The following is a 20,483-nucleotide window of genomic DNA, read 5'->3' as shown; positions in this document are numbered from 1 at the left end:
CAATGGCCGCCATCGATCCCCTCATCGCAGGTGCCGTATTCATCGCGACGGCGGCCACCGATGCCGTCTATGTCATGTTCACCTCGGCCGTGATCGCGCGCAAGCGCATTCCGGCGGCGAACTGGAGCGCGATCTGGTACCTGCTCTCCTCCTATGCCGTGATCAGCTACACCGAAAACGCGTTCTACGTCGCTTTCGCGGCCATCGGCTCCTGGGCCGGCGCCTATGCCTCGCTGACCTTCCTGCACCGCCCGCCCGGCGGTCCGCCGGTGGGAGCGGCGCCGGAGTGAGGGTCTCTCCCCGTCATTGCGAGGAGCTCTTGCGACGAAGCAATCCAGACTGTTTCCGCGGACGCATTTCTGGATTGCTTCGCGGAGCCTGTCATCGGGCCGCGCTTCGCGCGGACCGTTAGCTCCAATGACGATGTGGAGGCTTATGCGGATCTCCTGAAACAGCTACACTCGCGGCACCAACAAAAAGGAGCCAACAATGGATCTCGGTCTCAAAGGCAAGAACGCCATCGTCCTCGGCGGCACGCGCGGCATCGGGCGGGCGATCGCGGCGACGCTCGCCGGTGAAGGCGCCAATGTCGCGGTGTGCGCGCGCAACGCCGATCAGGTCGCGGCCACTGTCGCGGAACTGAAGGCGAGCGGCATCAAGGCGACCGGCGGCGCGGTCGACGTCACCGACGGCGCGGCGCTGAAATCCTGGATCGAGGGCGCGGCCAAGGAGCTTGGCGGCGTAGACCTTTTGTTCGCCAATGCCGGCGCGATGGCGCAGGGCCACGATCCTGCATCGTGGGAGCAGAATTTCCGGCTCGACGTGCTCGGTGCCGTGCACGCGTTCGACGCCGCGCGGCCGCTTCTCGAGGCCAGTGGGACGAGCAGCGGCGACGCCGCCTTCGTCATCATTTCCTCGATCTCGGCAGCGCAGGCCGACACGGCCAGCTCCTACGGCCCGATCAAGGCGGCGCTGATCCACATGGCCAAGGGACTGGCGCGGCAATACGCCAGGAAGAAGATCCGCGTGAATGTCGTGTCGCCCGGCACGGTCTATTTCAAAGGCGGCGTCTGGGAGATGATCGAGAAGAACATGCCCGAGCGTTACAACGACGCGATGAAGCGCAATCCGACCGGCCGCATGGCAACGCCGCAGGACATCGCGAACGCCGCGGTGTTTCTGGCGAGCCCGGTGTCGGGATTCACCACGGGATCGAATCTCGTCGTGGATGGGGCGATCTCGAACCGGGTGAATTTTTGAGGATGCGGCTTGCCGGGCTCTCTCTTCCGTCATGGCCGGGCTTGTCCCGGCCATCCACGCGTTGCCGCGCTCGCTGAACAACGTGGATGCCCGGGTCAAGCCCGGGCATGACGACCGAGAGTGTGGCGCACCGTCGTCGCAATGACGGTGTAGAGGCATCCCGCGCCATCCCTCAATGGAAATCCCGCGACGGCGGCAGGATGCGCACGTTCCGGGGGTGGCGGATCTTTTGCGCGGGCATGTCCGCGAGCGCGCGGGGGTCTTCATTGAGCGGCTCGACCAGTGTGGCGCCTGCCGGCGCCGAATGCTTGCGGCTCAGCGCATCGTTGGCAAGACCGACCAGATCGTGCGAGCGGTCGATCATGCGCTGGGCGATCAGATGCGTCACCTTTTCGGGGCTGCTCTGGATATAGCCGTGAACCTCGATGAGGCGCGCGCCCATCACTTCTTTCCGGTACTGCTCCATGATCTTGGGCCACACCACGACATTGGCGATGCCGGTTTCGTCCTCCAGCGTCATGAACACGACGCCGCTGGCGCTGCCCGGCCGCTGCCGGACCAGCACCACACCCGCGCAGCGGACGCGGCGCCGCTCGTTCTCGTGGATGATCTCCCTGCAGGCGACGATCCGCTCGCGCGAAAACATCTCGCGCAGGAATTCCATCGGATGGCCCTTCAGCGACAGCCGGATGGTCTGGTAATCCGCGACAACCTGCTCGGGGAGCGGCATCTCAGGCAGCGGCTTGGCATGCTCGTCCGGTTGCTCGCGGGCGGTCGCCGCCTCGAACAGCGGCAGCGGTACATCGTCAGGCAGCCGCCGCACCTGCCACAGCGCTTCGCGGCGGTCGAGCCCGAGCGAGCGGAAGGCGTCGGCATCCGCCAGCAGGATCAGCGCGCGCTTGGGCAGACCGGTGTCGCGGGCAAAGTCTTCCAGCGAGGTGAAGGGCCGGCGCTTGCGGGCGGCGACGATGCGGTCGGCCCAGTCTTCCTTCCTATCATTCCGGGACGCGTCAGCGTCGAGCTCTGATGCGCAATTGCGCATCTGAGAATCCATTCCTCCAGGCGTATGCGGCCCGATGGATTCCGGGCTCGCGCCACGTGGTGCGCCCCGGAATGACAGCTGAGAGCGCTTCAGCCGCTCCTCATCCTCGTCCAGCCAGTGGAATCCGTCGATCTGACGGAAGCCGAGACGCACCGCGCAATATTTGCCGTTCCCCTCCTCCAGCGTGTTTTGCGCAAAGCTATAGGATACGTCGATGTCACGAATCTCGACGCCGTTCTTGCGGGCATCGCCGACGATCTGCGCCGGGGCGTAAAAGCCCATGGGCTGCGAGTTCAGCAGGCCGCAGCAGAACGCGTCAGGGTGATGGTATTTCAGCCATGACGAGATGTAGACGAGCTGCGCGAAGCTCGCCGCATGACTCTCGGGAAAGCCGTAGGAACCAAAGCCTTTGATCTGGTCGAAGCAGTTTCGCGCGAATTGAGGATCGTACCCTCGACGGATCATATTGCCGATCATTTTCTCTTCGAAATTGCCGATGGTCCCGACGTTGCGGAACGTTGCCATGGCACGCCGCAATCCGTTGGCCTCTTCCGAGGTGAACTCTGCGGCCACGATCGCAATCCGCATGGCCTGCTCCTGGAACAGGGGCACACCGAGTGTTTTGTGCAGGACCTCACGGAGCTCGTTCTTGTTGCCACCCTTCGGATAAGGATACTCGATATCCTCCGGCTTCATTTTCCGACGCCTTAAGTAAGGGTGCACCATGTCGCCCTGGATCGGCCCGGGCCGCACGATCGCGACTTCGATGACGAGGTCGTAAAACGTCCGCGGCTTCAGGCGCGGCAGCATGTTCATCTGGGCGCGACTCTCGACCTGGAACACCCCAAGCGACTCTCCCCGCTGCAGCATTTGATAGACTTCGTCGTCATCTTCTCCCTTGATATCCGCGAGCGCGTAGCGCTCGCCCTTGTGCTGGTCGATCAGATCAAAGCACTTGCGGATGCAGGTCAGCATGCCCAGCGCGAGCACGTCGACCTTCATCATGCTGAGAGCGTCGACGTCGTCCTTGTCCCATTCGATGAAGGTGCGATCGTCCATCGCGGCGTTGCCGATCGGCACATAGGTGTCGAGCCGGTCTTGCGTCAGCACATAGCCGCCGACATGCTGGGAAAGGTGGCGCGGGAATTCGATCAGCTCGGTCGCAAGCTCGACCGCGAGGTTGATCATGGGGTTTTTGGGATCGAGCCCGGCCTGCCGGACCTGCATGTCGTTGAGGCCCTTGCCCCAGCTGCCCCAGACGGTGTCGGCGAGCGCGGCGGTGACGTCCTCGGTCAGGCCCAGTGCCTTGCCGACGTCGCGAATGGCACTGCGCGGGCGATAATGGATGACGGTGGCGATGATCGCGGCGCGGTGACGGCCGTAGCGGCGATAGACATATTGCATCACCTCCTCGCGGCGCGAATGCTCGAAATCGACGTCGATATCGGGCGGCTCCAGCCGCTCCTTGGAGATGAAGCGCTCGAACAGCAGATCGACCTTGGTCGGATCGACCGAGGTAATGCCGAGCACGTAGCACACGGCCGAATTCGCCGCCGATCCCCGCCCCTGACACAGAATGTTCTGGCTGCGCGCGTAGTGCACGATGTCATGCACGGTGAGGAAGTAATGCGCGTATTTCAGCTCGGCGATCAGCGCGAGCTCCTTCTTCAGCGTGGCGCTCAGCTTTGCGTCAATATTATCGATACCGCCGAAATATTTGTCGACGCCTGCCCAGGTCAAATCTTCCAGATGCCCCTGCGCGGTCTTCCCGGGCGGCACCGGCTCGTCAGGATATTGGTATTTGAGCTGGTCGAGCGAGAAGTCGATTGCGTCCGCAAAGCGCATGGTCTCCGCGATCGCCTCGGGGAAATCTCGGAACAGCCGCGCCATCTCGCGCGGCGTCTTCAAGAACCGTTCGGCATTGGCCTCGAGCTTCCGCCCCACAGCTTCGATCGTGGTCTTTTCCCGGATACAGGTCAGCACGTCCTGCAGAGGACGGCGTGCGGGATCGTGATAGAGCACCTCGTTGGTCGCGAGCAGCGGCACCTTTGCCTTCGAGGCGAGATCATCGAGCCGCGCGAGGCGGCGGCGGTCGTCACCGCGATAGACCAGGCTCGCCGCCAGCCACACGCCTTCGGCGCGGCTCGCTTTCAGCTTTGCGAGAACATCCAGCGCCTGCACCGGCTCGAAGCGATGCGGCAGCGTCAGAACCAGGAGCTGTCCTTCCGAAAACTCCAGGAGATCGGCAAAGGCGAGACGGCACTCGCCCTTCTCGATCCGCGTGATGTCGTCGCCACGCTTGCCCCGGGTCAGGAGCTGGCACAGCCGGCCATAGGCGGCGCGGTCGCGCGGGTAGACCAGAATGTCGGGCGTGCCGTCGCTGAAGACGATGCGCGCGCCGATCAGCAGTTTCGGCTTGTGCACCACCTTATCGTTGTCGAGCTCACTCCACGCCCGCACCACGCCGGCTAGCGTGTTGTGGTCGGCGATCCCGATCGCGGGAAGGCCGAGCTCGCTCGCCTGACGCACATAGGCGCGCGGATCCGAGCCGCCGCGCAGGAAAGAGAAGTTCGTGGTGATGCCGATCTCGGCATAGGCGGGGGACGTCATGCGAAGAGACCGTGCACATACCAGCCGGGAGAAGCGGGCTTGCCATCGCCATCGAACACTTCCCCCTCGTAAAGACCGTCGCGAAAGATCCAGAAGCGCAGGCCCTCGGCATCCTCGATGCGGAAATAATCCCGCGTCAGCTGCTTGCCGTCCTGCCGCCACCATTCCATCGCGATGCGTTCCGGCCCCTCCACCCGCACCACGGCATGGAGCGCGCGGCGCCAGGTGAATTGATGCGGCGGACCATCCGGCACGGCCGCGAACGGCACCTTGATCGGCTCCGGCTTGTCGAACAACCTCAGGGGACGCAGCGGCGGCTCGCTCTCGACACGCGCGGGCCATTCGGCCTGCATGGAGGCTGCGAGATGATGCTGCGCCGGCGCGGCCATCACCGCACATTCAGGAATATGGGTATCCTCCGGCAGGTGCACGACGACGCGTTTCCCCCCGATGCGCGCGGCGATGCGGTCGATCAGCGCGGCGAGCTCGTCATTGTCATGAACATGGGCGTCGAGATCGCGCTGCTCCTGCACCACGATCTCGGTGCGGCTCGCCGACAGGCGCACCATGTCGAAGCCGAAACCGGGATCGAGCGGATCGGCAAGCGCATCGAGCCGCTCGCGGAACAGGCGGTCGATCACCGCGCTTCGCGTCACGGGACGTCCGGTCTCGACCATGATGGCGCGCACCACGCCGTCGGTGCGGAAGAAGGCGGCCTCCAGCCGCCGCGCACCTTTGCCCTGTTTCTCCATCGATGCGATCAAGGTCTCGGCGAGCCGCGACAGCGTCATCGCGATCATGGTGTCGGTCGCGATCGGTTCGGCAAAGCGCTTCTCGACGATGTAATCGGGCAGCGGCTTGCGCGGGCTGATCGGCGCATCGCCCTGCCCCAGCGCATGCGCGAGCAGCGTGGAGAACCGGGCGCCGAACCGCGCCGTGATCTCGGAGGCGCTGCGCGATGCGACGTCGCCGATGGTCTTGAGGCCGGCGCGGCGCAAGCCGGTGGTGATGGCCTCGTCCGCACCGAGCGCGGACACCGGAAACCGCTCGATCGCCGCCGCCTCGTTGCCATCGGCAACGATGCTGCCAGATGCCTGCCGCGTCAGCGTACGCGCGCAGATCGACGTGCCGGCGATCGCCGCACCGACGGCAAAGCCCTGGCGGGCGAGCGCCCGGACCAGCGTCTTGAGCAGCGCAGCCTCGCCGCCGAACAGATGCGCGCAGCCGGTGATATCGAGGAACAGCCCGTGCGGCGGATCGAGCGCCACCAGCGGCGTGAAGCGATCGCACCAATCGGCGATGTCGCTGAGCGTCTTCGCATCGGCCACGACATCGGCGTCGAACACACGCAAATCCGGACACATCGCCCGCGCATTCGCCAGCGGCTGACCGATATACAGGCCGAGGCGCTCGGCGGCCTCGTCCAGCGCATGGATCACCAGCGCATTGTTGTCCTTGATGACGACGATGCCGGGTTCATCCTGCGCGCCGCCGCTCCCCTGCAAGAACCGCTGGATCCGGTCGATGGGCAGGCGCGGCAGCCACAGGCTGAGAATACGCCTTCGGCTCACTGAACTGGCACTCATCACAATTCCATTCCATGATCCACCGGCCGCAGGGGCCATGACGATTGCGCAAGAGCTCGGCATCGAAGCGCGGCGTGCCCCAGGCACTCCACACAGCTCCCGGCGGCGAATGCGCCGCGCGCAACATCCACCTGGTCTCTGCGGTCGAGGGCAGCGGCTGCGCCGCCATGCGCAGCAAGAGACCCGTGACGCCGGAGCCTTGCGCGGCCAGTGTCAGCTTGCGGCTCGCCACGAGATCGAACTGCCTGGTCTCGCCCCAGAGCTCGAGCACGACGGCCCCCAGCGCGTCGCAGGCAAGCGCATCGGCCGAGGTGCGCAGCGCGCTCTCGACATCGGCGGCGCGCACCATCACCACGCGGCGCGGGTCGAGGCCGAGCTCTTTGAGCCCGCTCATCGACAGCGCGCCGGCTTCCAGCTCCGAAAAATCCTGCCGCACCCACAACAGCGGCCGCTGCGCGCTCACGCGTCCCGCAAGCCCCATGACGAATCCTGTGGCGGTCGTACCCTGCCGCCCCTCGCAAAACACCTCGTGGATCGCCGCGCGCGCGAGCCCGCCCTTCAGCACGGCATCGACCTCGTTATGGCCGAGCGCGACGCGGTCGTGCTGATGCACGATCTCCGCGGTCTCGATGCGTTCGATCTGGCCGCGCAAGGTCGCAAGCGCGCTTAGACGTGCGCCGCTCATGCTCGCCGCTCCTTCAGAGGTGATTGCCGGTGGCTCCCAAAGAGAACCAATGGCTAGCTCATTTGTTCATGATATGTTCTAATATAAAGCTAACGGCGCGCGGAGAGTCAATCGAATTGGCGCGCTTGCGGATTCATCAGTGGAATCAACGGGATTCAAACATGGACGTACAACGCAAGCTGGAAATCCTGGCCGACGCCGCCAAGTACGACGCGTCCTGTGCCTCCAGCGGTACTGAAAAGCGGGATTCCAGCGACCGCAAGGGCATGGGCTCGACCGCGCCCGGCATGGGCATCTGCCATTCCTACGCACCGGACGGACGCTGCATCTCCCTGCTCAAGGTGCTGCTGACCAACGCCTGCAATTACGATTGCCTCTATTGCGTCAACCGCGCCTCCTCGAACGTGCCGCGCGCCCGCTTCACCATCGAGGAAGTGGTCAAGCTGACGCTCGACTTCTACCGGCGCAATTACATCGAGGGCCTGTTCCTTTCCTCCGGCATCATCCGCAGCCCCGATTACACCATGGAGCAAGTCGTTAGCGTCGCGCGAAAACTGCGCGAGGAGCATCACTTCCGCGGCTATATCCATCTCAAGACCATTCCCGAGGCCGACGACGCGCTGATCGCGGAGGCCGGCAAATATGCCGACCGCCTCTCCATCAATATCGAGATGCCCGAGGAGACCAGCCTGCAGCAATTCGCGCCCGAGAAGGACGTGCGCGCGATCCGCCGCACCATGGGCCGGCTGCGGCTGAAGCTGGACGAAGCCGAGGAGAACCGCGCCGCGAAGACGAAGGCGAGGCCGCAGCGCTTCGCGCCGGCGGGCCAGAGCACGCAGATGATCGTGGGCGCCGACAGCGCCTCCGATCACACCATTCTCCACACCAGCTCCAATCTCTACGGCTCGTACAAGCTGCGGCGCGTCTATTATTCCGCCTTCAGCCCGATCCCCGATGCGAGCCGCGCCTTGCCTCTGGTGCAGCCGCCGCTGCTGCGCGAGCACCGGCTCTACCAGGCCGACTGGCTGATGCGGTTCTACGGCTTCGACGTTGCGGAGATCGTCGACGACAGCGCGATGCTGCCGCTCGACATCGATCCAAAGCTCGCCTGGGCGCTGCGCCACCGCGACCGCTTTCCGCTCGACGTCAATCGCGCCAGCCGCGAGGAGCTGCTGCGTGTGCCCGGCTTCGGCACCAAGGCGGTCGAGCGCATCATCGCGACACGACGCACCACCACGATCCGCTTCGCCGATCTCGCACGGCTGCATGTGCCCAAGCACAAGGCGCTGCCGTTCATCGTCCTCAGCGATCACCGCCCTTCGCCGCACCGTCTCGACGACGCGCGGCTGATCGAACGGTTCAAGCCGAAGGCAACGCAACTGGGATTTGGCTTCTGATGCAGTACATCACCCTCGACACCGAAACCGATTTCGACGGCTGGCGCACAGCCGCCCGCAGCCTCGTGCTTCACCACGTGAGGCCCGCCGATGTCACCTTTGCCGTGCAAGGCGGCGAAGCCGAGCTGTTCGCCCCGCCCGCGCCGTCACCAATCCTCGAGGTGAACGACGGCACCTTCAACGTATCAGGCAAGTTCATCGAGCTCGCGAAAGCAGCGATCCTGCACCGCGATCCCGAGCGCTTTGCCATCCTCTATCGGCTGCTGTTTCGGCTGAAGGACAATCACGATCTCATCGAGGTCGCGACCGACCCTGACGTCGCGCAAGTCACCGCCATGGCGAGAGCGGTCCATCGCGACGAGCACAAGATGCATGCCTTCGTGCGCTTCCGCGAGATCGGCAGGGAACGCGCAGCGCATTACGTCGCCTGGTTCGAGCCGGAGCATCACATCGTCGAGCTCGCAGCGCCGTTCTTCGCCAAACGCTTCGCCGACATGCCCTGGTCGATCCTGACGCCGGACCTCTGCGCGCATTGGGATGGCCATGCGCTCGCGTTCACACCGGGCGTCAGCAAGAGCGAAGCGCCGGGCGAGGACCGGCTGGAGGAAACCTGGCGGCGCTACTACGCCAGCATCTTCAATCCGGCCCGGCTCAAGGTGAAGGCGATGCAGGCCGAGATGCCGAAGAAATACTGGAGGAACCTGCCCGAGGCCTCGATCATTAAGCCCTTGATCGAGGACGCCGAGCGCATGACCGGCGCCATGATCGCCAACGCCGCAACCGATCCGCACAAGCCTCAGAAGCGGCCGGAGGCTCCGATGCCACGCAAGACCGCCGCCGACGATCTCGAAACCCTCCGCGAGGAGGCCGCGCATTGCCGCGCCTGTCCTCTCTACAAGGACGCGACACAGACCGTGTTCGGCGAAGGCCCGAGATCGGCCAACATCATGCTGGTCGGCGAGCAGCCCGGCGACAAGGAAGACCTCGCGGGCCACCCCTTCGTCGGCCCGGCCGGGCAGATGCTCGACCGTGCGCTTGCGGAAGCCGGGGTCGACCGCAAGAAGGTTTACGTCACCAACGCGGTCAAGCACTTCAAATTCGTGCCGCGTGGAAAGATCCGCCTGCACCAGAAGCCGAATACGCCGGAGATCCGCGCGTGCCGGCAATGGTTCGAGCGGGAAGTCTCAGTAATCCAACCCGATCTGATCGTAGCGATGGGTGCCACCGCGGCGCAGAGCGTGTTCGGCAAGATCACCCCGATCGGCAAGACCCGCGGCCGCCTCATAGACCTTCCCGACGGGCGCAAGGCTCTGGTGACGGTGCACCCGTCCTATCTGCTGCGACTGCCCGATCCGGAGGCCAAAGTGCTGGAATATCGGCGCTTTGTCGAAGATCTGAAGATTGCAGCGGGCCTGCAGAGGAAAGCCGCGCACGCCGCCTGAATAGTGGTGGGAAAGCGGCCTTCAACCGCCGCTTGTCATCCAGCCTTCAAATCCATCGCGGACAATGCCCCTCAACTGCAAGGTAAGGGGCGTCCAGACATGACCGATGTTGCATTCGACCGCGCGGTAGCCGATCCCGCGCCCGTTCAGCCGGCCTCGCGGCCGAATCTCGACAAGGGCTTCAATCCGCTGACGATGATTTTGTTCTTCGGCATCCTCGCCGCGGGCCTGCTGTTCGTCGCCTACAGCATCTATGCCGACGTCAACGCCACCGGCACGAAGGTGACGACCTATCTGCCCTACATCCTCCTGCTCGTCGCGCTGCTGATCGCGCTCGGCTTCGAATTCGTCAACGGCTTCCACGACACCGCCAATGCGGTGGCGACCGTGATCTACACCCATTCACTGCCGGCCGAAGTCGCGGTGATGTGGTCGGGCTTCTTCAACTTTCTCGGCGTGCTGCTCTCCTCCGGCGCGGTCGCCTTCGGCATCGTCTCGCTGCTGCCGGTCGAACTGATCCTCCAGGTCGGCTCCAGCGCCGGCTTCGCGATGGTGTTCGCGCTGCTGATCGCCGCGATCCTGTGGAATCTCGGCACCTGGTTCTTCGGCCTGCCCGCCTCCTCCTCGCACACGCTGATCGGCTCGATCATCGGCGTCGGCGTCGCCAACGCCGTCATGCGCGGCCGCGACGGCACTTCGGGCGTGGATTGGACCAAGGCGACCGAGATCGGCTACGCACTGCTGCTGTCGCCGCTGTTCGGCTTCATCTGCGCCGCCGTTCTGCTGCTGCTGCTCAAGTTCATCGTGCGCAACCCGGCGCTCTACGCCGCGCCCGAGGGCAACAAGGCGCCGCCGCTCTGGATCCGCGGCCTCTTGATCGCAACCTGCACCGGCGTCAGCTTCGCGCACGGCTCCAATGACGGCCAGAAGGGCATGGGCCTGATCATGCTGATCCTGATCGGCACCGTGCCGACGGCTTACGCCCTCAACCGCGCGCTGCCGGAATCCCAGGTCGCCCAGTTCCAGAAGACCTCGGAGGCCGCGTCCAGGGTGATCGCGGCGAAGGGCGCCGGCCACAGCATCATCGGCGATCCCCGCCCCGCCGTGACGCAATACATCGCGCTACGTCAGCTCAACGAAGGCACCTATCCCTCGCTCGCCGTGCTGGTGAAGGACGTCGGCAATCAGGTTGCCCAATACGGCTCGCTGAGCAAAGTGCCGGCGGAGGCCGTCGGCAACACCCGCAACGACATGTACATGACCTCGGAAGCGATCCGCTTCCTGATGAAGGACAAGGAGAACGATCTTAGCAAGGACGAGATCGCGACCCTGAACGCCTACAAGGGCTCGCTCGATGCTGCCACCAAGTTCATCCCGAATTGGGTGAAGATCGCGGTTGCCATCGCGCTCGGCCTCGGCACCATGATCGGCTGGAAGCGCATCGTTGTCACCGTCGGTGAGAAGATCGGCAAGACCCATCTCACCTACGCGCAGGGCGCCTCGGCCGAGCTCGTGGCGGCCGCCACGATCGGTGCCGCCGACGTGTTCGGCCTGCCGGTCTCGACCACCCACGTGCTGTCGTCAGGCGTCGCCGGCACCATGGCGGCGAACGGCTCGGGCCTGCAATGGTCGACCATCCGCAACCTGCTGATGGCCTGGGTGCTGACGCTGCCCTGCGCGATCATGCTGTCGGCCACGCTCTACGTGATCTTCTCGCGAATCTTCTAAAGCTCTTGCCTCTCAAGACTGCACAGACGTCGTCATGCCCGGGCTTGTCCCGGGCATCCACGTTCTCAGCGCGTGGACAAGCGTGGATGGCCGGGACAAGCCCGGCCGTGACGCTGTGGTTGGTGTCAATGCCCCAGCCCAAACCTCATTCGCGATGCCCGACCGCAAGCGGGGCTAGGTGAAGAAAAAGCCTTACGACGCCGCCAGCGATTCCTCGACCAGCTTCACCCAGTACGACGTGCCATACACGATCGCCTCGTCGTTGAAATTGTAGGCGGGGTGATGCAGGCCGGCGCTGTCGCCGTTGCCGCAAAAGATGAAGGCGCCGGGCCGCGCTTCCAGCATATACGCGAAATCCTCGCCGCCCATCAGCGGTGGCATCTCGTGCACATTCGCATCGCCCGCGACCTGCCTGGCGATGCGCCGCGCCACCTCGGTCTCCGCGGCATGGTTGTTCACCACGGGATAATTGCGCTGATAGCGCAGGTCGATCTTGGCGCCGGTGATCTGGGCGACGCCCGCGACCACCTCGTGCACGCGCTTCTCGACGAGCTTGCGCACCTCGGGCGAGAGCGTGCGGATGGTGCCCTTCAACGTCGCGGTCTGCGGAATGACGTTGCGGGCGTTGCCGGCGTGGAATTCGCAGATCGAGATCACGGCCGATTCCAGGGGATCGACGCTGCGTGCGACGATCGACTGCAAGGCGGTGATCACCTGCGCCCCGACCAGCACGGAATCGATGCATTTGTGCGGACGCGCGGCGTGACCGCCGACGCCTTCGATATTGATATCGACCTCGTCGGTCGCCGCCATGATCGGACCGGGCCGGATCGCGAACGAGCCGATCGGGATGCCCGGGCCGTTGTGCATGCCGTAGACCTGCTCGATGCCGAAGCGTTCCATCAGGCCGTCCTTGACCATGGCCGCGCCGCCGGCGCCGCCCTCCTCGGCAGGCTGGAAGATCACGATCGCATCGCCGGCGAAATTGCGGGTCTCGGCGAGGTAGCGGGCTGCCCCGAGCAGCATCGCGGTGTGACCGTCATGACCGCAGGCGTGCATCTTGCCCGGGGTCTTGGAGGCGTAAGGCAGGTTGGTCTGCTCGTCGACCGGCAGCGCATCCATGTCGGCACGCATGCCGATCACCTTGAGCCCCTCGCCGGCCGGCTTGCTGCCCTTGATCACGCCGACGACGCCGGTCTGGCCGAGGCCGGTCACGACTTCATCGCAGCCGAACTCGCGCAGCCGGTCCGCCACGAATGCTGCAGTGCGATGAACATCGTACAGCAGCTCGGGATGCTCATGGATGTCCCGGCGCCAGGCCTGAATATCGGGTTGGAGGTCGGCGACGCGGTTCACGATGGGCATGGAGGGTCTCGAGCTTTGTTGAAAATGCAGGACTGTCTACCATGCAAGCGGCAGTCCACCTAACTCCCGCAGATTGAGGGTAGCTCTGTCCTGTCGTCATGGCCGGGCTTGTCCCGGCCCGCGGCGTCTGCCTATTAGGACGAAACGTTGAGTGACCATCCGGGTGGAAGCAGAATGCCAAGACGGCTCGAAGGTGAGTTTGACTACATTGTCGTTGGGGCCGGCACGGCCGGCTGCATCGTCGCCAACCGGCTCTCGGCCGAGCCCAGGAACCGCGTCCTCATCCTCGAAGCCGGCGGCGACGACAACTGGATCTGGTTCCACATCCCCGTCGGCTATCTCTTCGCGATCGGCAACCCGCGCTCGGACTGGATGTTCAAGACCGAGGCCGAGCCGGGGCTGAACGGCCGCTCGCTCGCCTATCCCAGAGGCAAGGTGATCGGCGGCTGCTCGGCGATCAACGCCATGATCTCGATGCGCGGACAGGCTGCCGATTACGATCACTGGCGCCAGCTCGGCATGACCGGCTGGGGCTACGACGACGTGCTGCCGCTGTTTCGAAAGCTCGAAGACCACTTCCTCGGCGCGAGCGAGCATCACGGCGCCGGCGGCGGCTGGCGCATCGAAGCGCCGCGGCTGTCATGGGACGTGCTCGACGCGGTCGGCGACGCCGCCGAGGAGATGGGCATCAAGCGCATTCCGGATTTCAACACCGGCGACAATGAAGGTACCAGCTATTTCCACGTCAACCAGAAGCGCGGCCGGCGCTGGTCCTCGGCGCGCGGCTTCCTCAAGCCGGCGCTGAATCGTCCGAACCTGCGGCTCGAGAAGCATGTGCTGGTCGATCGCCTGATCATCGAGCAGGGCCATGCCGTCGGCGTGCGCTTCATCCAGAACGGCGAGATCATCGAGGCACGCGCGAAACGCGAGGTGATCCTCTCGGCCGGCTCCATCGGCTCGGTGCAAGTGCTGCATCGTTCGGGCATTGGCCCTGCCGACTGGCTGTCGCCGCTCGGCATCGACATCGTGATGGACAAGCCCGGCATCGGCCGCAATCTGCAGGACCATCTGCAGCAGCGCGCGATCTACAAGGTCGAAGGCGTGCGCACGCTGAACGAGACCTATTACAATCTGTTCCGCCGCGGCCTGATGGGCCTCGACTACGCCTTCCGCCGCCGTGGTCCGCTGACCATGGCGCCCTCGCAGCTCGGCATCTTCACCCGCTCGGATGCGACGCGCGCGCGCGCCAACATCCAGTTCCACGTGCAGCCGCTGTCGCTCGACAAGTTCGGCGATCCGCTGCACCGCTTTCCCGCCATCACCGTCAGCGCCTGCAATCTGCAGCCGACCTCGCGCGGCACCGTGCGGCTGCGCTCGGCGAGCCCGGACGAGAAGCCGATCATCGCGCCGAATTATCTGTCGACCGACGACGACCGCCAGGTCGGCGCCGACGCCATCCGCACCACCCGCCGCCTGATGCAGCAGAAGGCGCTCGCCAAATATCGCCCGAGCGAATACCTGCCCGGTCCGACCGTCGGCGACGACGACGCCTCGCTGGCGAAAGCCGCCGGCGACATCGGCACCACCATCTTCCATCCCGTCGGCACGGCGAAGATGGGCGCGGTGAGCGATCCCATGGCCGTGGTCGACGAGCGCCTGCGCTTCTACGGCCTCGAAGGCCTGCGCATCGTCGACGCCTCGATCATGCCGACCATCACTTCGGGCAACACCAACACCCCGACCGCGATGATCGCGGAGAAGGGCGCGACCATGATCCTGGAGGATGCGAAGTAGCGTCCCGCCATCATGAACCCCCACCGCTTTTCAATCGGCCCGGCCGGCGCTGAGATCGCGATGTTGCAATGGGGCGAGAGCGGCAGGCCGCCCGCCCTGCTCGTGCACGGCACCGGCTTCGTCGCCGCCGTCTGGGACGAGGTCGCGCGCGAGCTCGCCTCGACCTACACCGTCTATGGGCTCGACCGCCGCGGCCACGGCGCCAGCCACAAGCCCGGCGCCTATCATTTCCTGGATTATGCCGATGACATTTGCCGGGTGATCGACGCGCTCGAGCTGCGCGATGTCTACGGCATCGGCCATAGCGCGGGCGCGACCGATCTTCTGCTCGCGGCAAAGCTCCTGCCCGGACGTTTCACCCGCCTGTTCGTGATGGAGCCGACCGTGATGGACCCGCGCGCGGCCCGTTCCGGAGGACTGAACGACGAATCCCTCGCTCGCGTGCAGGGCACGCTGCGCCGGCGCGCCGAGTTCGACAGCGCGGATGCCGTCTTCGAGCGCTACCGCACGGCGCCAGCGTTTGCGGATTGGACCGAGACCTCGCTCCGCGCCTATGTGCGTCACGGCTTCGTGTCGCTCGACGATGGGCGAGTGCGGCTCTGCTGCACGCCCGAGATCGAGACCGCGATCCTGCGCCCGATCTACGAGGCAATGGAGCAGGTTTACGTCGGCGATGCCCGCGGCAATCCGTTCGGCTCTCTCACCGAGATCGACTGCCCGGTGCGCGTCACGACCGCAGCGAAGTCGGGGCCGATCTACAAGGAGATGGCAGCGCGCGCGGTCTCGCTGATTCCCCGCGTCAGCACGATGGTGTTCGAGGGTGCCGGGCATTGCGTGGCGCAGGAAATGCCGGCGGCTGTGGTGGATGCGGTAAGGGAATTCACAAGATAGGTCTCGTGCCCCAGACGCGACGCAGCACGCAGTGATGCGCTGCTGAGCCGGGGCCCATAGTGCAGCTTGCTGGGCCCGGCTCTGCGCAGCAACGCTCCGCATTGCAGCGCGTCCGGAACACGAAATCGTTCTGCTCACGAAAACGTCATCCCACCCGGGAATAAGTTTCCCTCTCCCGCAATCACCTCCCCGAAGCCCAATTCAGGGCGAGCGGAGATGCGCGATGAGCGGACACGATCACGGGAACGACGGCGTCAACCGCCGCAAGGTGCTGGAATGCATGACATGGGCCGGCACCGGGGTGCTCTGGACCGTCACGGGCGGCGTGCCGCGCTCGCTCGGCATCATCGATTCCGCACAAGCTGCGACCGCGGCCGCCCCCGGCATGACCTTCCTGCAGATCAGCGACAGCCATGTCGGCTTCGACAAGCCGGCCAATCCCAACGCGCTCGGCACGCTGGAGGAGGCCGTGAACAAGATCAACGCAATGCCGGTCAAGCCGTCTTTCATGATCCACACCGGCGACATCACCCATCTGTCCAAGGCCGCCGAGTTCGACAACGCCGAGCGCATTATCTCGCAGACCAAGCTCGACGTGCATTACGTGCCCGGCGAGCACGACTTCATCGATGAGGAGGTGAAGCTCTATCGCGAGCGCTACGGCCGCGGCACCAAGGGCCACGGCTGGTATTCGTTCGACGCCGGCGGTGTGCACTTCATCGGCCTCGTCAACGTGGTCGATCTCAAGGCCGGCGGTCTCGGCAATCTCGGCGCCGAGCAGCTCGCATGGCTCGAGGACGACCTGCGCGGCAAGTCGAAATCGACGCCTATCGTCTTGTTTGCGCACATTCCGCTCTGGACCGTCTATCCCGAGTGGGGCTGGGGCACCGAGGACGGCGGCCGCGCGCTCGAATACGTCAAGGGCTTCGGCTCGGTCACCGTGCTCAACGGCCACATCCACCAGGTGATGCAGAAGGTCGAGGGCAACGTCACCTTCCACACCGCGCGCTCCACCGCTTTCCCGCAGCCGGCGCCGGGCGCCGCTCCCTCGCCCGGCCCGATGAAGGTCGAGGACGCCAGGCTCCGAAGCATGCTCGGCGTTGCCAGCGTCAACTTCAAGCAAAACGAGCAGCGGCTCGCGATCATCGACACGCCGCTCCAGGGCTAGAGTGGAAGCTGACAATGAAGACACTCAACCGCCGCGACTTCGGCGTCGATCTCGGTCTCGCCTTGGCCGCTTCCATCCTGTTGCCCGCAACAAGCGCCCGCGCCGACGACATGGAGATTCATATCGACAATTTCGTCTTCCAGCCGCCCGAGCTCACAATCAAAGTCGGCACCACCGTGACCTGGACCAACCGGGACGACATCCCCCACACTGTGGTGTCGGCCGGCAAGTTCAGGTCCAAGACCCTGGACACCGACGACAAGTTCACGTTCACCTTCACCAATGCGGGCGACTACAAATATTTTTGTTCGTTGCACCCGCATATGACGGGGATGATCAAGGTTGAGTAACCTCTCCAACCAAGGCATCAACGTCTTGCCCGGCCGGTGGTCCCACGCCGGCCGGGCGCGTGCGCCTTCGATCGCGACAACAGAAGAAGCAGAGGCAAAGCGAGGAGCGATGCCCGCCACCGACGATTTGCAGAAGGCGCAACGCTTCCGCGAAGCAGCGCTGCCCTATCTCGACGACGTCTACACGCTCGCGCGCTATCTGCTGCGCGATGCCTCCGACGCCGAGGATGCGGTGCAGGAATGTTATCTGCGCGCGCTGAAGCACTTCGACAGCTATCGCGGGCCGGCCATGAAGCCCTGGCTGTTCGCGATTCTGCGCAATGTCTGCAACGCCGAATATGCGCGGCGCGCGTCGAGGCCCAGCCCGATCGAGGATACGCCCGGTGCCGCCGAGCAGACGCCGATCTGGCAGGAGAACGAGGCAAGCCCGGAAACCGAGATGCTGCGCAGCCGCGATGCCGGCGCGATCCGCAAGCTGATCGACGCGCTCGCCGAGCCGTTCAAGGAAACCTTCGTGCTGCGCGAGATCAACAACCTGTCCTATCGTGAAATCGCCGACGCCGTCGGCGCCCCCGTCGGCACCGTGATGTCCCGCCTCGCCCGCGCCCGCGCCATGCTGCGCGCGGCCTGGACGGCGGAAGAGGAGCAAGCGAAATGACCTGCGACGAAGCAAGGATCCTGCTTCACGCGCTGCTCGACAACGAGCTCGATGCCGGCCATGCGCGCGAGGTCGAAGCCCATATCGCAACCTGCCCGGACTGCGCCGCGGAGCTCGCCTCGCAGCGCGAGATGCAGCGCGTGCTTGCCGACGCCGATCTGCGCTACACGGCGCCGGCGAGCCTGCGCAACCGGATCGAAGCCTCGCTGCCGCAGGCACCGCGTCGGCAGCCGTCACGCCGCTCCGTGCTGCGCGGCTTTGCGATGGGCTCGGCCGTCTCCGCGCTCGCCGCCTCCGGCGTCGTCGCATTTGTGCTGCGCCAGGACGACCAGCAGCGCATCCTGTCGGAGGTCGTCTCCGCGCATCTGCGCTCGCTCCAGGCGGGCCACCTCACAGACGTGGTCTCGACCGACCAGCACACGGTCAAGCCGTGGTTCAACGGCAAGCTCGACGTCGCCCCGCCCGTGATCGATCTCACCGCGCAAGGCTTCACGCTGGTCGGCGGCCGGCTCGACTATATCGACGCCCGCGCCATCGGCGCCGTCGTCTACCGGCGCCGGCAGCATGTGATCAACCTGTTCGTGTCGCAGACCTCGAACGCCGAGTATCGCGCGCCGAAGACCGAGACGATGCAGGGCTTCAACTGCCGCCGCTGGGGCAATCGCGGCCTGAACTTCTGGGCCGTCAGCGACATCGGCGCCGACGAGCTCGCCGAGTTCGTCGACAAGTTCGAGGCGGCGATGAAGGCGAATGTGGAGGGTTAATTGCCGGCAGCGGGCGAAGCGCCGCACCATGGTTCGGAGAAGTGACGCCTCTCACAGTCCTCGCGAGCGCAATTCGACAGATTGCAGCTCCATTGGGAGGACAGACATCATTCCGTCACTGATTATCTGCACCACGCTTCCGTCGATGTTCGCGGCGGGCTGCGCTGCATTGCTGGCCCTCAAGGAGCGCAAGCAATGGATTTGGTTCGCGCTCCTCGCCGCCATTGTCGGCTTTGCCGGCCTGTTCACGCTGAACATGCTTCATATCTGGGACTACGCCGGGCGCTGCTGATCGGCGCGGTCGGCCGAAGATCAGGCCGACCTTCTCACCGCGTTGTCCACCAGCGTCTTGCCGAGCGACCAGATCGCGCCGGGGACCTTGTGGCTGCCGGCGATGACGTCGTCGAACGCCTTCTCGATCCAGGTGCAGTCTTCCTCGGTGATGGTGAGCGGCGGCAGCAGCTTGATGGTGTGGCTGCCGTGGCCGGCGACCTGCGTCAGGATCTTGTGGTCCTTGAACAGCGGCACGGTGATGAGCTGGCAGAACAGGCCCTTGTTGGCGGTCTCCAGCACGTTCCAGGAGGCGCGCAGACGCAGCGATTTCGGCGGGCCGAACTCGACGCCGATCATCAGGCCCTTGCCGCGCACTTCCTTCATCAGCTCGTAGCCGGGCACCATGCGCGTCAGCGCGAGGCGCAGCTCGGCGCCGCGCTTGGCGGCGGAGTCGATCAGCTTCTCGGACTCCATGACGTCGAGCGTCGCAATGCCCGCGGCCATCGCCAGATCGTTCTTGGAGAACGTGGAGCCGTGCACCACGGCGCGGTCCATCTGGTTGAAGATCTTGTCGAAGATGGCCTTGCGCGTCAGCACCGCGCCGACCGGCACGTGGCCGCCCGAGAGCGACTTCGACAACAGCACCATGTCGGGCTCGACGTTCCAGTGCTCGACCGCGAGGAAGCGGCCGGTGCGGCCCATGCCGGTCTGGATCTCGTCGGCGACGAACAGCGTGCCGTACTTCTTGCAGAGCGCAGCCGCGCCGGGCAGGAACTCGTCGGTGGGCATGTTGACGCCCTTGCCCTGAATCGGCTCGACGACGAAGGCCGCGACCTCGCGCGAGGCCAGCGCCTTTTCCAGCGCCGCCAGATCGTTGAACGGGATCGAGGTGCAGCCCGGCAGCAACGGCTCGAAGCCGGTGCGGAAATTCGAATCACCGGTCAGCGACAGCGCGCCATAGGTCAGGCCATGATAGCCATGGGCGCAATAGACGATGCCGGGGCGCCCCGTGGCGCCGCGCGCGAATTTGATCGCGGCCTCGACGCATTCGGCGCCAGAATTGGCGAAGAACGCCTTGTCGAGATAGGGGACGTATTTCAGGAGCCGCTCGGCGAGCACGCCGGCGAGCACCGAGACGTCGAACTGCACGAGGTTGGGCAGGTCGGCATCGAGCACGCTCTTGAGCGCATCGCGCATGACCGGATGATTGCGCCCGATCGCAAACACGCCGAAGCCGGACAGCAGGTCGAGATAGCGCGCGCCGTCGCGATCGTAGAGATACTGCCCCTGCCCCTTCTGGAAGCCGACATCGTAGCCGATGGTCTTGAGGACCCGAACGAACTGCTCGTTCAGATACCGATTATGCAGGGTGCTGCGCTGGGCCTGACGGTCCGCGAATAGCTGAGACATGTCTGGATTTGGGCTGTGCATCCGTTACATACTTCGGTTGAGGGTCGTCTCGTCAACTGA

The 20,483-nt window shown here is 65.1% G+C and carries 17 protein-coding genes; 12 read left to right on the top strand and 5 right to left on the bottom strand.

Annotation, left to right across the window (positions count from 1 at the left end; genetic code table 11):
* Window positions 1-2 precede the first annotated feature (2 nt).
* Together ML401_RS11450 and ML401_RS11445 are read left to right on the top strand one after the other, a co-directional pair.
* Window positions 3-290 carry a hypothetical protein gene (locus ML401_RS11450; RefSeq protein WP_285811990.1) on the top strand — a complete coding sequence of 96 codons (288 nt, stop codon included), beginning with the start codon at window positions 3-5 and terminating at the stop codon, window positions 288-290.
* A 199-nt stretch (window positions 291-489) separates the two neighbouring features.
* A complete protein-coding gene (locus ML401_RS11445) occupies window positions 490-1,260 on the top strand; it encodes an SDR family NAD(P)-dependent oxidoreductase (protein WP_285811989.1) in 771 nt (256 codons plus the stop codon).
* A 172-nt stretch (window positions 1,261-1,432) separates the two neighbouring features.
* Here the strand turns inward: ML401_RS11445 and ML401_RS11440 are convergent, their stop codons facing one another.
* From ML401_RS11440 to ML401_RS11430, 3 genes are read right to left on the bottom strand one after another with little or no spacing between them, the layout of a single operon-like run.
* Window positions 1,433-4,912, bottom strand: a complete 3,480-nt coding sequence (locus tag ML401_RS11440; protein ID WP_285811988.1) for an error-prone DNA polymerase — start codon at window positions 4,910-4,912, stop codon at window positions 1,433-1,435.
* Window positions 4,909-6,498, bottom strand: coding sequence for a DNA polymerase Y family protein (locus tag ML401_RS11435; protein ID WP_285811987.1), 1,590 nt, complete (start codon window positions 6,496-6,498; stop codon window positions 4,909-4,911). Before ML401_RS11435 ends, ML401_RS11440 begins: the two co-directional genes overlap by 4 nt.
* A complete protein-coding gene (locus tag ML401_RS11430) occupies window positions 6,389-7,183 on the bottom strand; it encodes an ImuA family protein (protein WP_285811986.1) in 795 nt (264 codons plus the stop codon). The genes ML401_RS11435 and ML401_RS11430 overlap by 110 nt, the downstream gene beginning before the upstream one ends.
* Before the next feature lie 161 nt (window positions 7,184-7,344).
* On the opposite strand from ML401_RS11430, the gene ML401_RS11425 reads away from it, so the two are divergent.
* The 3 genes from ML401_RS11425 to ML401_RS11415 all read left to right on the top strand — a co-directional run bounded on the left by ML401_RS11425 (window position 7,345) and on the right by ML401_RS11415 (window position 11,750).
* The gene (locus tag ML401_RS11425; protein ID WP_211417691.1) at window positions 7,345-8,580 is read left to right on the top strand and encodes a putative DNA modification/repair radical SAM protein; all 1,236 of its coding nucleotides are present in this window, start codon (window positions 7,345-7,347) and stop codon (window positions 8,578-8,580) included.
* Window positions 8,580-10,022, top strand: coding sequence for a UdgX family uracil-DNA binding protein (locus ML401_RS11420; protein ID WP_285811985.1), 1,443 nt, complete (start codon window positions 8,580-8,582; stop codon window positions 10,020-10,022). The genes ML401_RS11425 and ML401_RS11420 overlap by 1 nt, the downstream gene beginning before the upstream one ends.
* A gap of 99 nt (window positions 10,023-10,121) precedes the next feature.
* Entirely contained in the window at window positions 10,122-11,750 is a 1,629-nt protein-coding gene (locus tag ML401_RS11415; protein ID WP_285811984.1) for an inorganic phosphate transporter, read from the top strand.
* Between the two features lie 192 nt (window positions 11,751-11,942).
* Here the strand turns inward: ML401_RS11415 and ML401_RS11410 are convergent, their stop codons facing one another.
* The gene (locus ML401_RS11410; protein ID WP_285811983.1) at window positions 11,943-13,115 is read right to left on the bottom strand and encodes a M20 aminoacylase family protein; all 1,173 of its coding nucleotides are present in this window, start codon (window positions 13,113-13,115) and stop codon (window positions 11,943-11,945) included.
* Between the two features lie 174 nt (window positions 13,116-13,289).
* Here ML401_RS11410 and ML401_RS11405 point away from each other — a divergent pair, with 174 nt between their 5' ends.
* The 7 genes from ML401_RS11405 to ML401_RS11375 all read left to right on the top strand — a co-directional run bounded on the left by ML401_RS11405 (window position 13,290) and on the right by ML401_RS11375 (window position 19,032).
* On the top strand, window positions 13,290-14,909 hold the full coding sequence (locus ML401_RS11405; protein ID WP_211417695.1) for a GMC family oxidoreductase: 1,620 nt from the start codon (window positions 13,290-13,292) through the stop codon (window positions 14,907-14,909).
* A gap of 12 nt (window positions 14,910-14,921) precedes the next feature.
* On the top strand, window positions 14,922-15,800 hold the full coding sequence (locus ML401_RS11400; protein WP_211417696.1) for an alpha/beta fold hydrolase: 879 nt from the start codon (window positions 14,922-14,924) through the stop codon (window positions 15,798-15,800).
* 223 nt (window positions 15,801-16,023) lie between these two features.
* Window positions 16,024-16,968, top strand: a complete 945-nt coding sequence (locus tag ML401_RS11395; protein ID WP_211417697.1) for a metallophosphoesterase — start codon at window positions 16,024-16,026, stop codon at window positions 16,966-16,968.
* A gap of 14 nt (window positions 16,969-16,982) precedes the next feature.
* Window positions 16,983-17,318 carry a cupredoxin family copper-binding protein gene (locus ML401_RS11390; RefSeq protein ID WP_194407098.1) on the top strand — a complete coding sequence of 112 codons (336 nt, stop codon included), beginning with the start codon at window positions 16,983-16,985 and terminating at the stop codon, window positions 17,316-17,318.
* Between the two features lie 109 nt (window positions 17,319-17,427).
* The gene (locus ML401_RS11385; protein ID WP_194407097.1) at window positions 17,428-17,976 is read left to right on the top strand and encodes a sigma-70 family RNA polymerase sigma factor; all 549 of its coding nucleotides are present in this window, start codon (window positions 17,428-17,430) and stop codon (window positions 17,974-17,976) included.
* Window positions 17,973-18,740 carry an anti-sigma factor gene (locus ML401_RS11380; protein ID WP_211417699.1) on the top strand — a complete coding sequence of 256 codons (768 nt, stop codon included), beginning with the start codon at window positions 17,973-17,975 and terminating at the stop codon, window positions 18,738-18,740. The genes ML401_RS11385 and ML401_RS11380 overlap by 4 nt, the downstream gene beginning before the upstream one ends.
* Before the next feature lie 145 nt (window positions 18,741-18,885).
* Window positions 18,886-19,032 carry a hypothetical protein gene (locus ML401_RS11375; protein WP_211417700.1) on the top strand — a complete coding sequence of 49 codons (147 nt, stop codon included), beginning with the start codon at window positions 18,886-18,888 and terminating at the stop codon, window positions 19,030-19,032.
* Window positions 19,033-19,052: 20 nt separating this feature from the next.
* Here the strand turns inward: ML401_RS11375 and hpnO are convergent, their stop codons facing one another.
* Window positions 19,053-20,444 carry an aminobacteriohopanetriol synthase HpnO gene (gene hpnO / locus ML401_RS11370; RefSeq protein WP_285811982.1) on the bottom strand — a complete coding sequence of 464 codons (1,392 nt, stop codon included), beginning with the start codon at window positions 20,442-20,444 and terminating at the stop codon, window positions 19,053-19,055.
* Window positions 20,445-20,483: the final 39 nt, after the last annotated feature.

The organism is Bradyrhizobium sp. 62B (assembly GCF_030272265.2).
GTDB lineage: Bacteria > Pseudomonadota > Alphaproteobacteria > Rhizobiales > Xanthobacteraceae > Bradyrhizobium.
The sequence above is the reverse complement of the archived record's forward strand: the minus strand, read 5'-3'. Positions and strand labels throughout refer to the sequence as shown.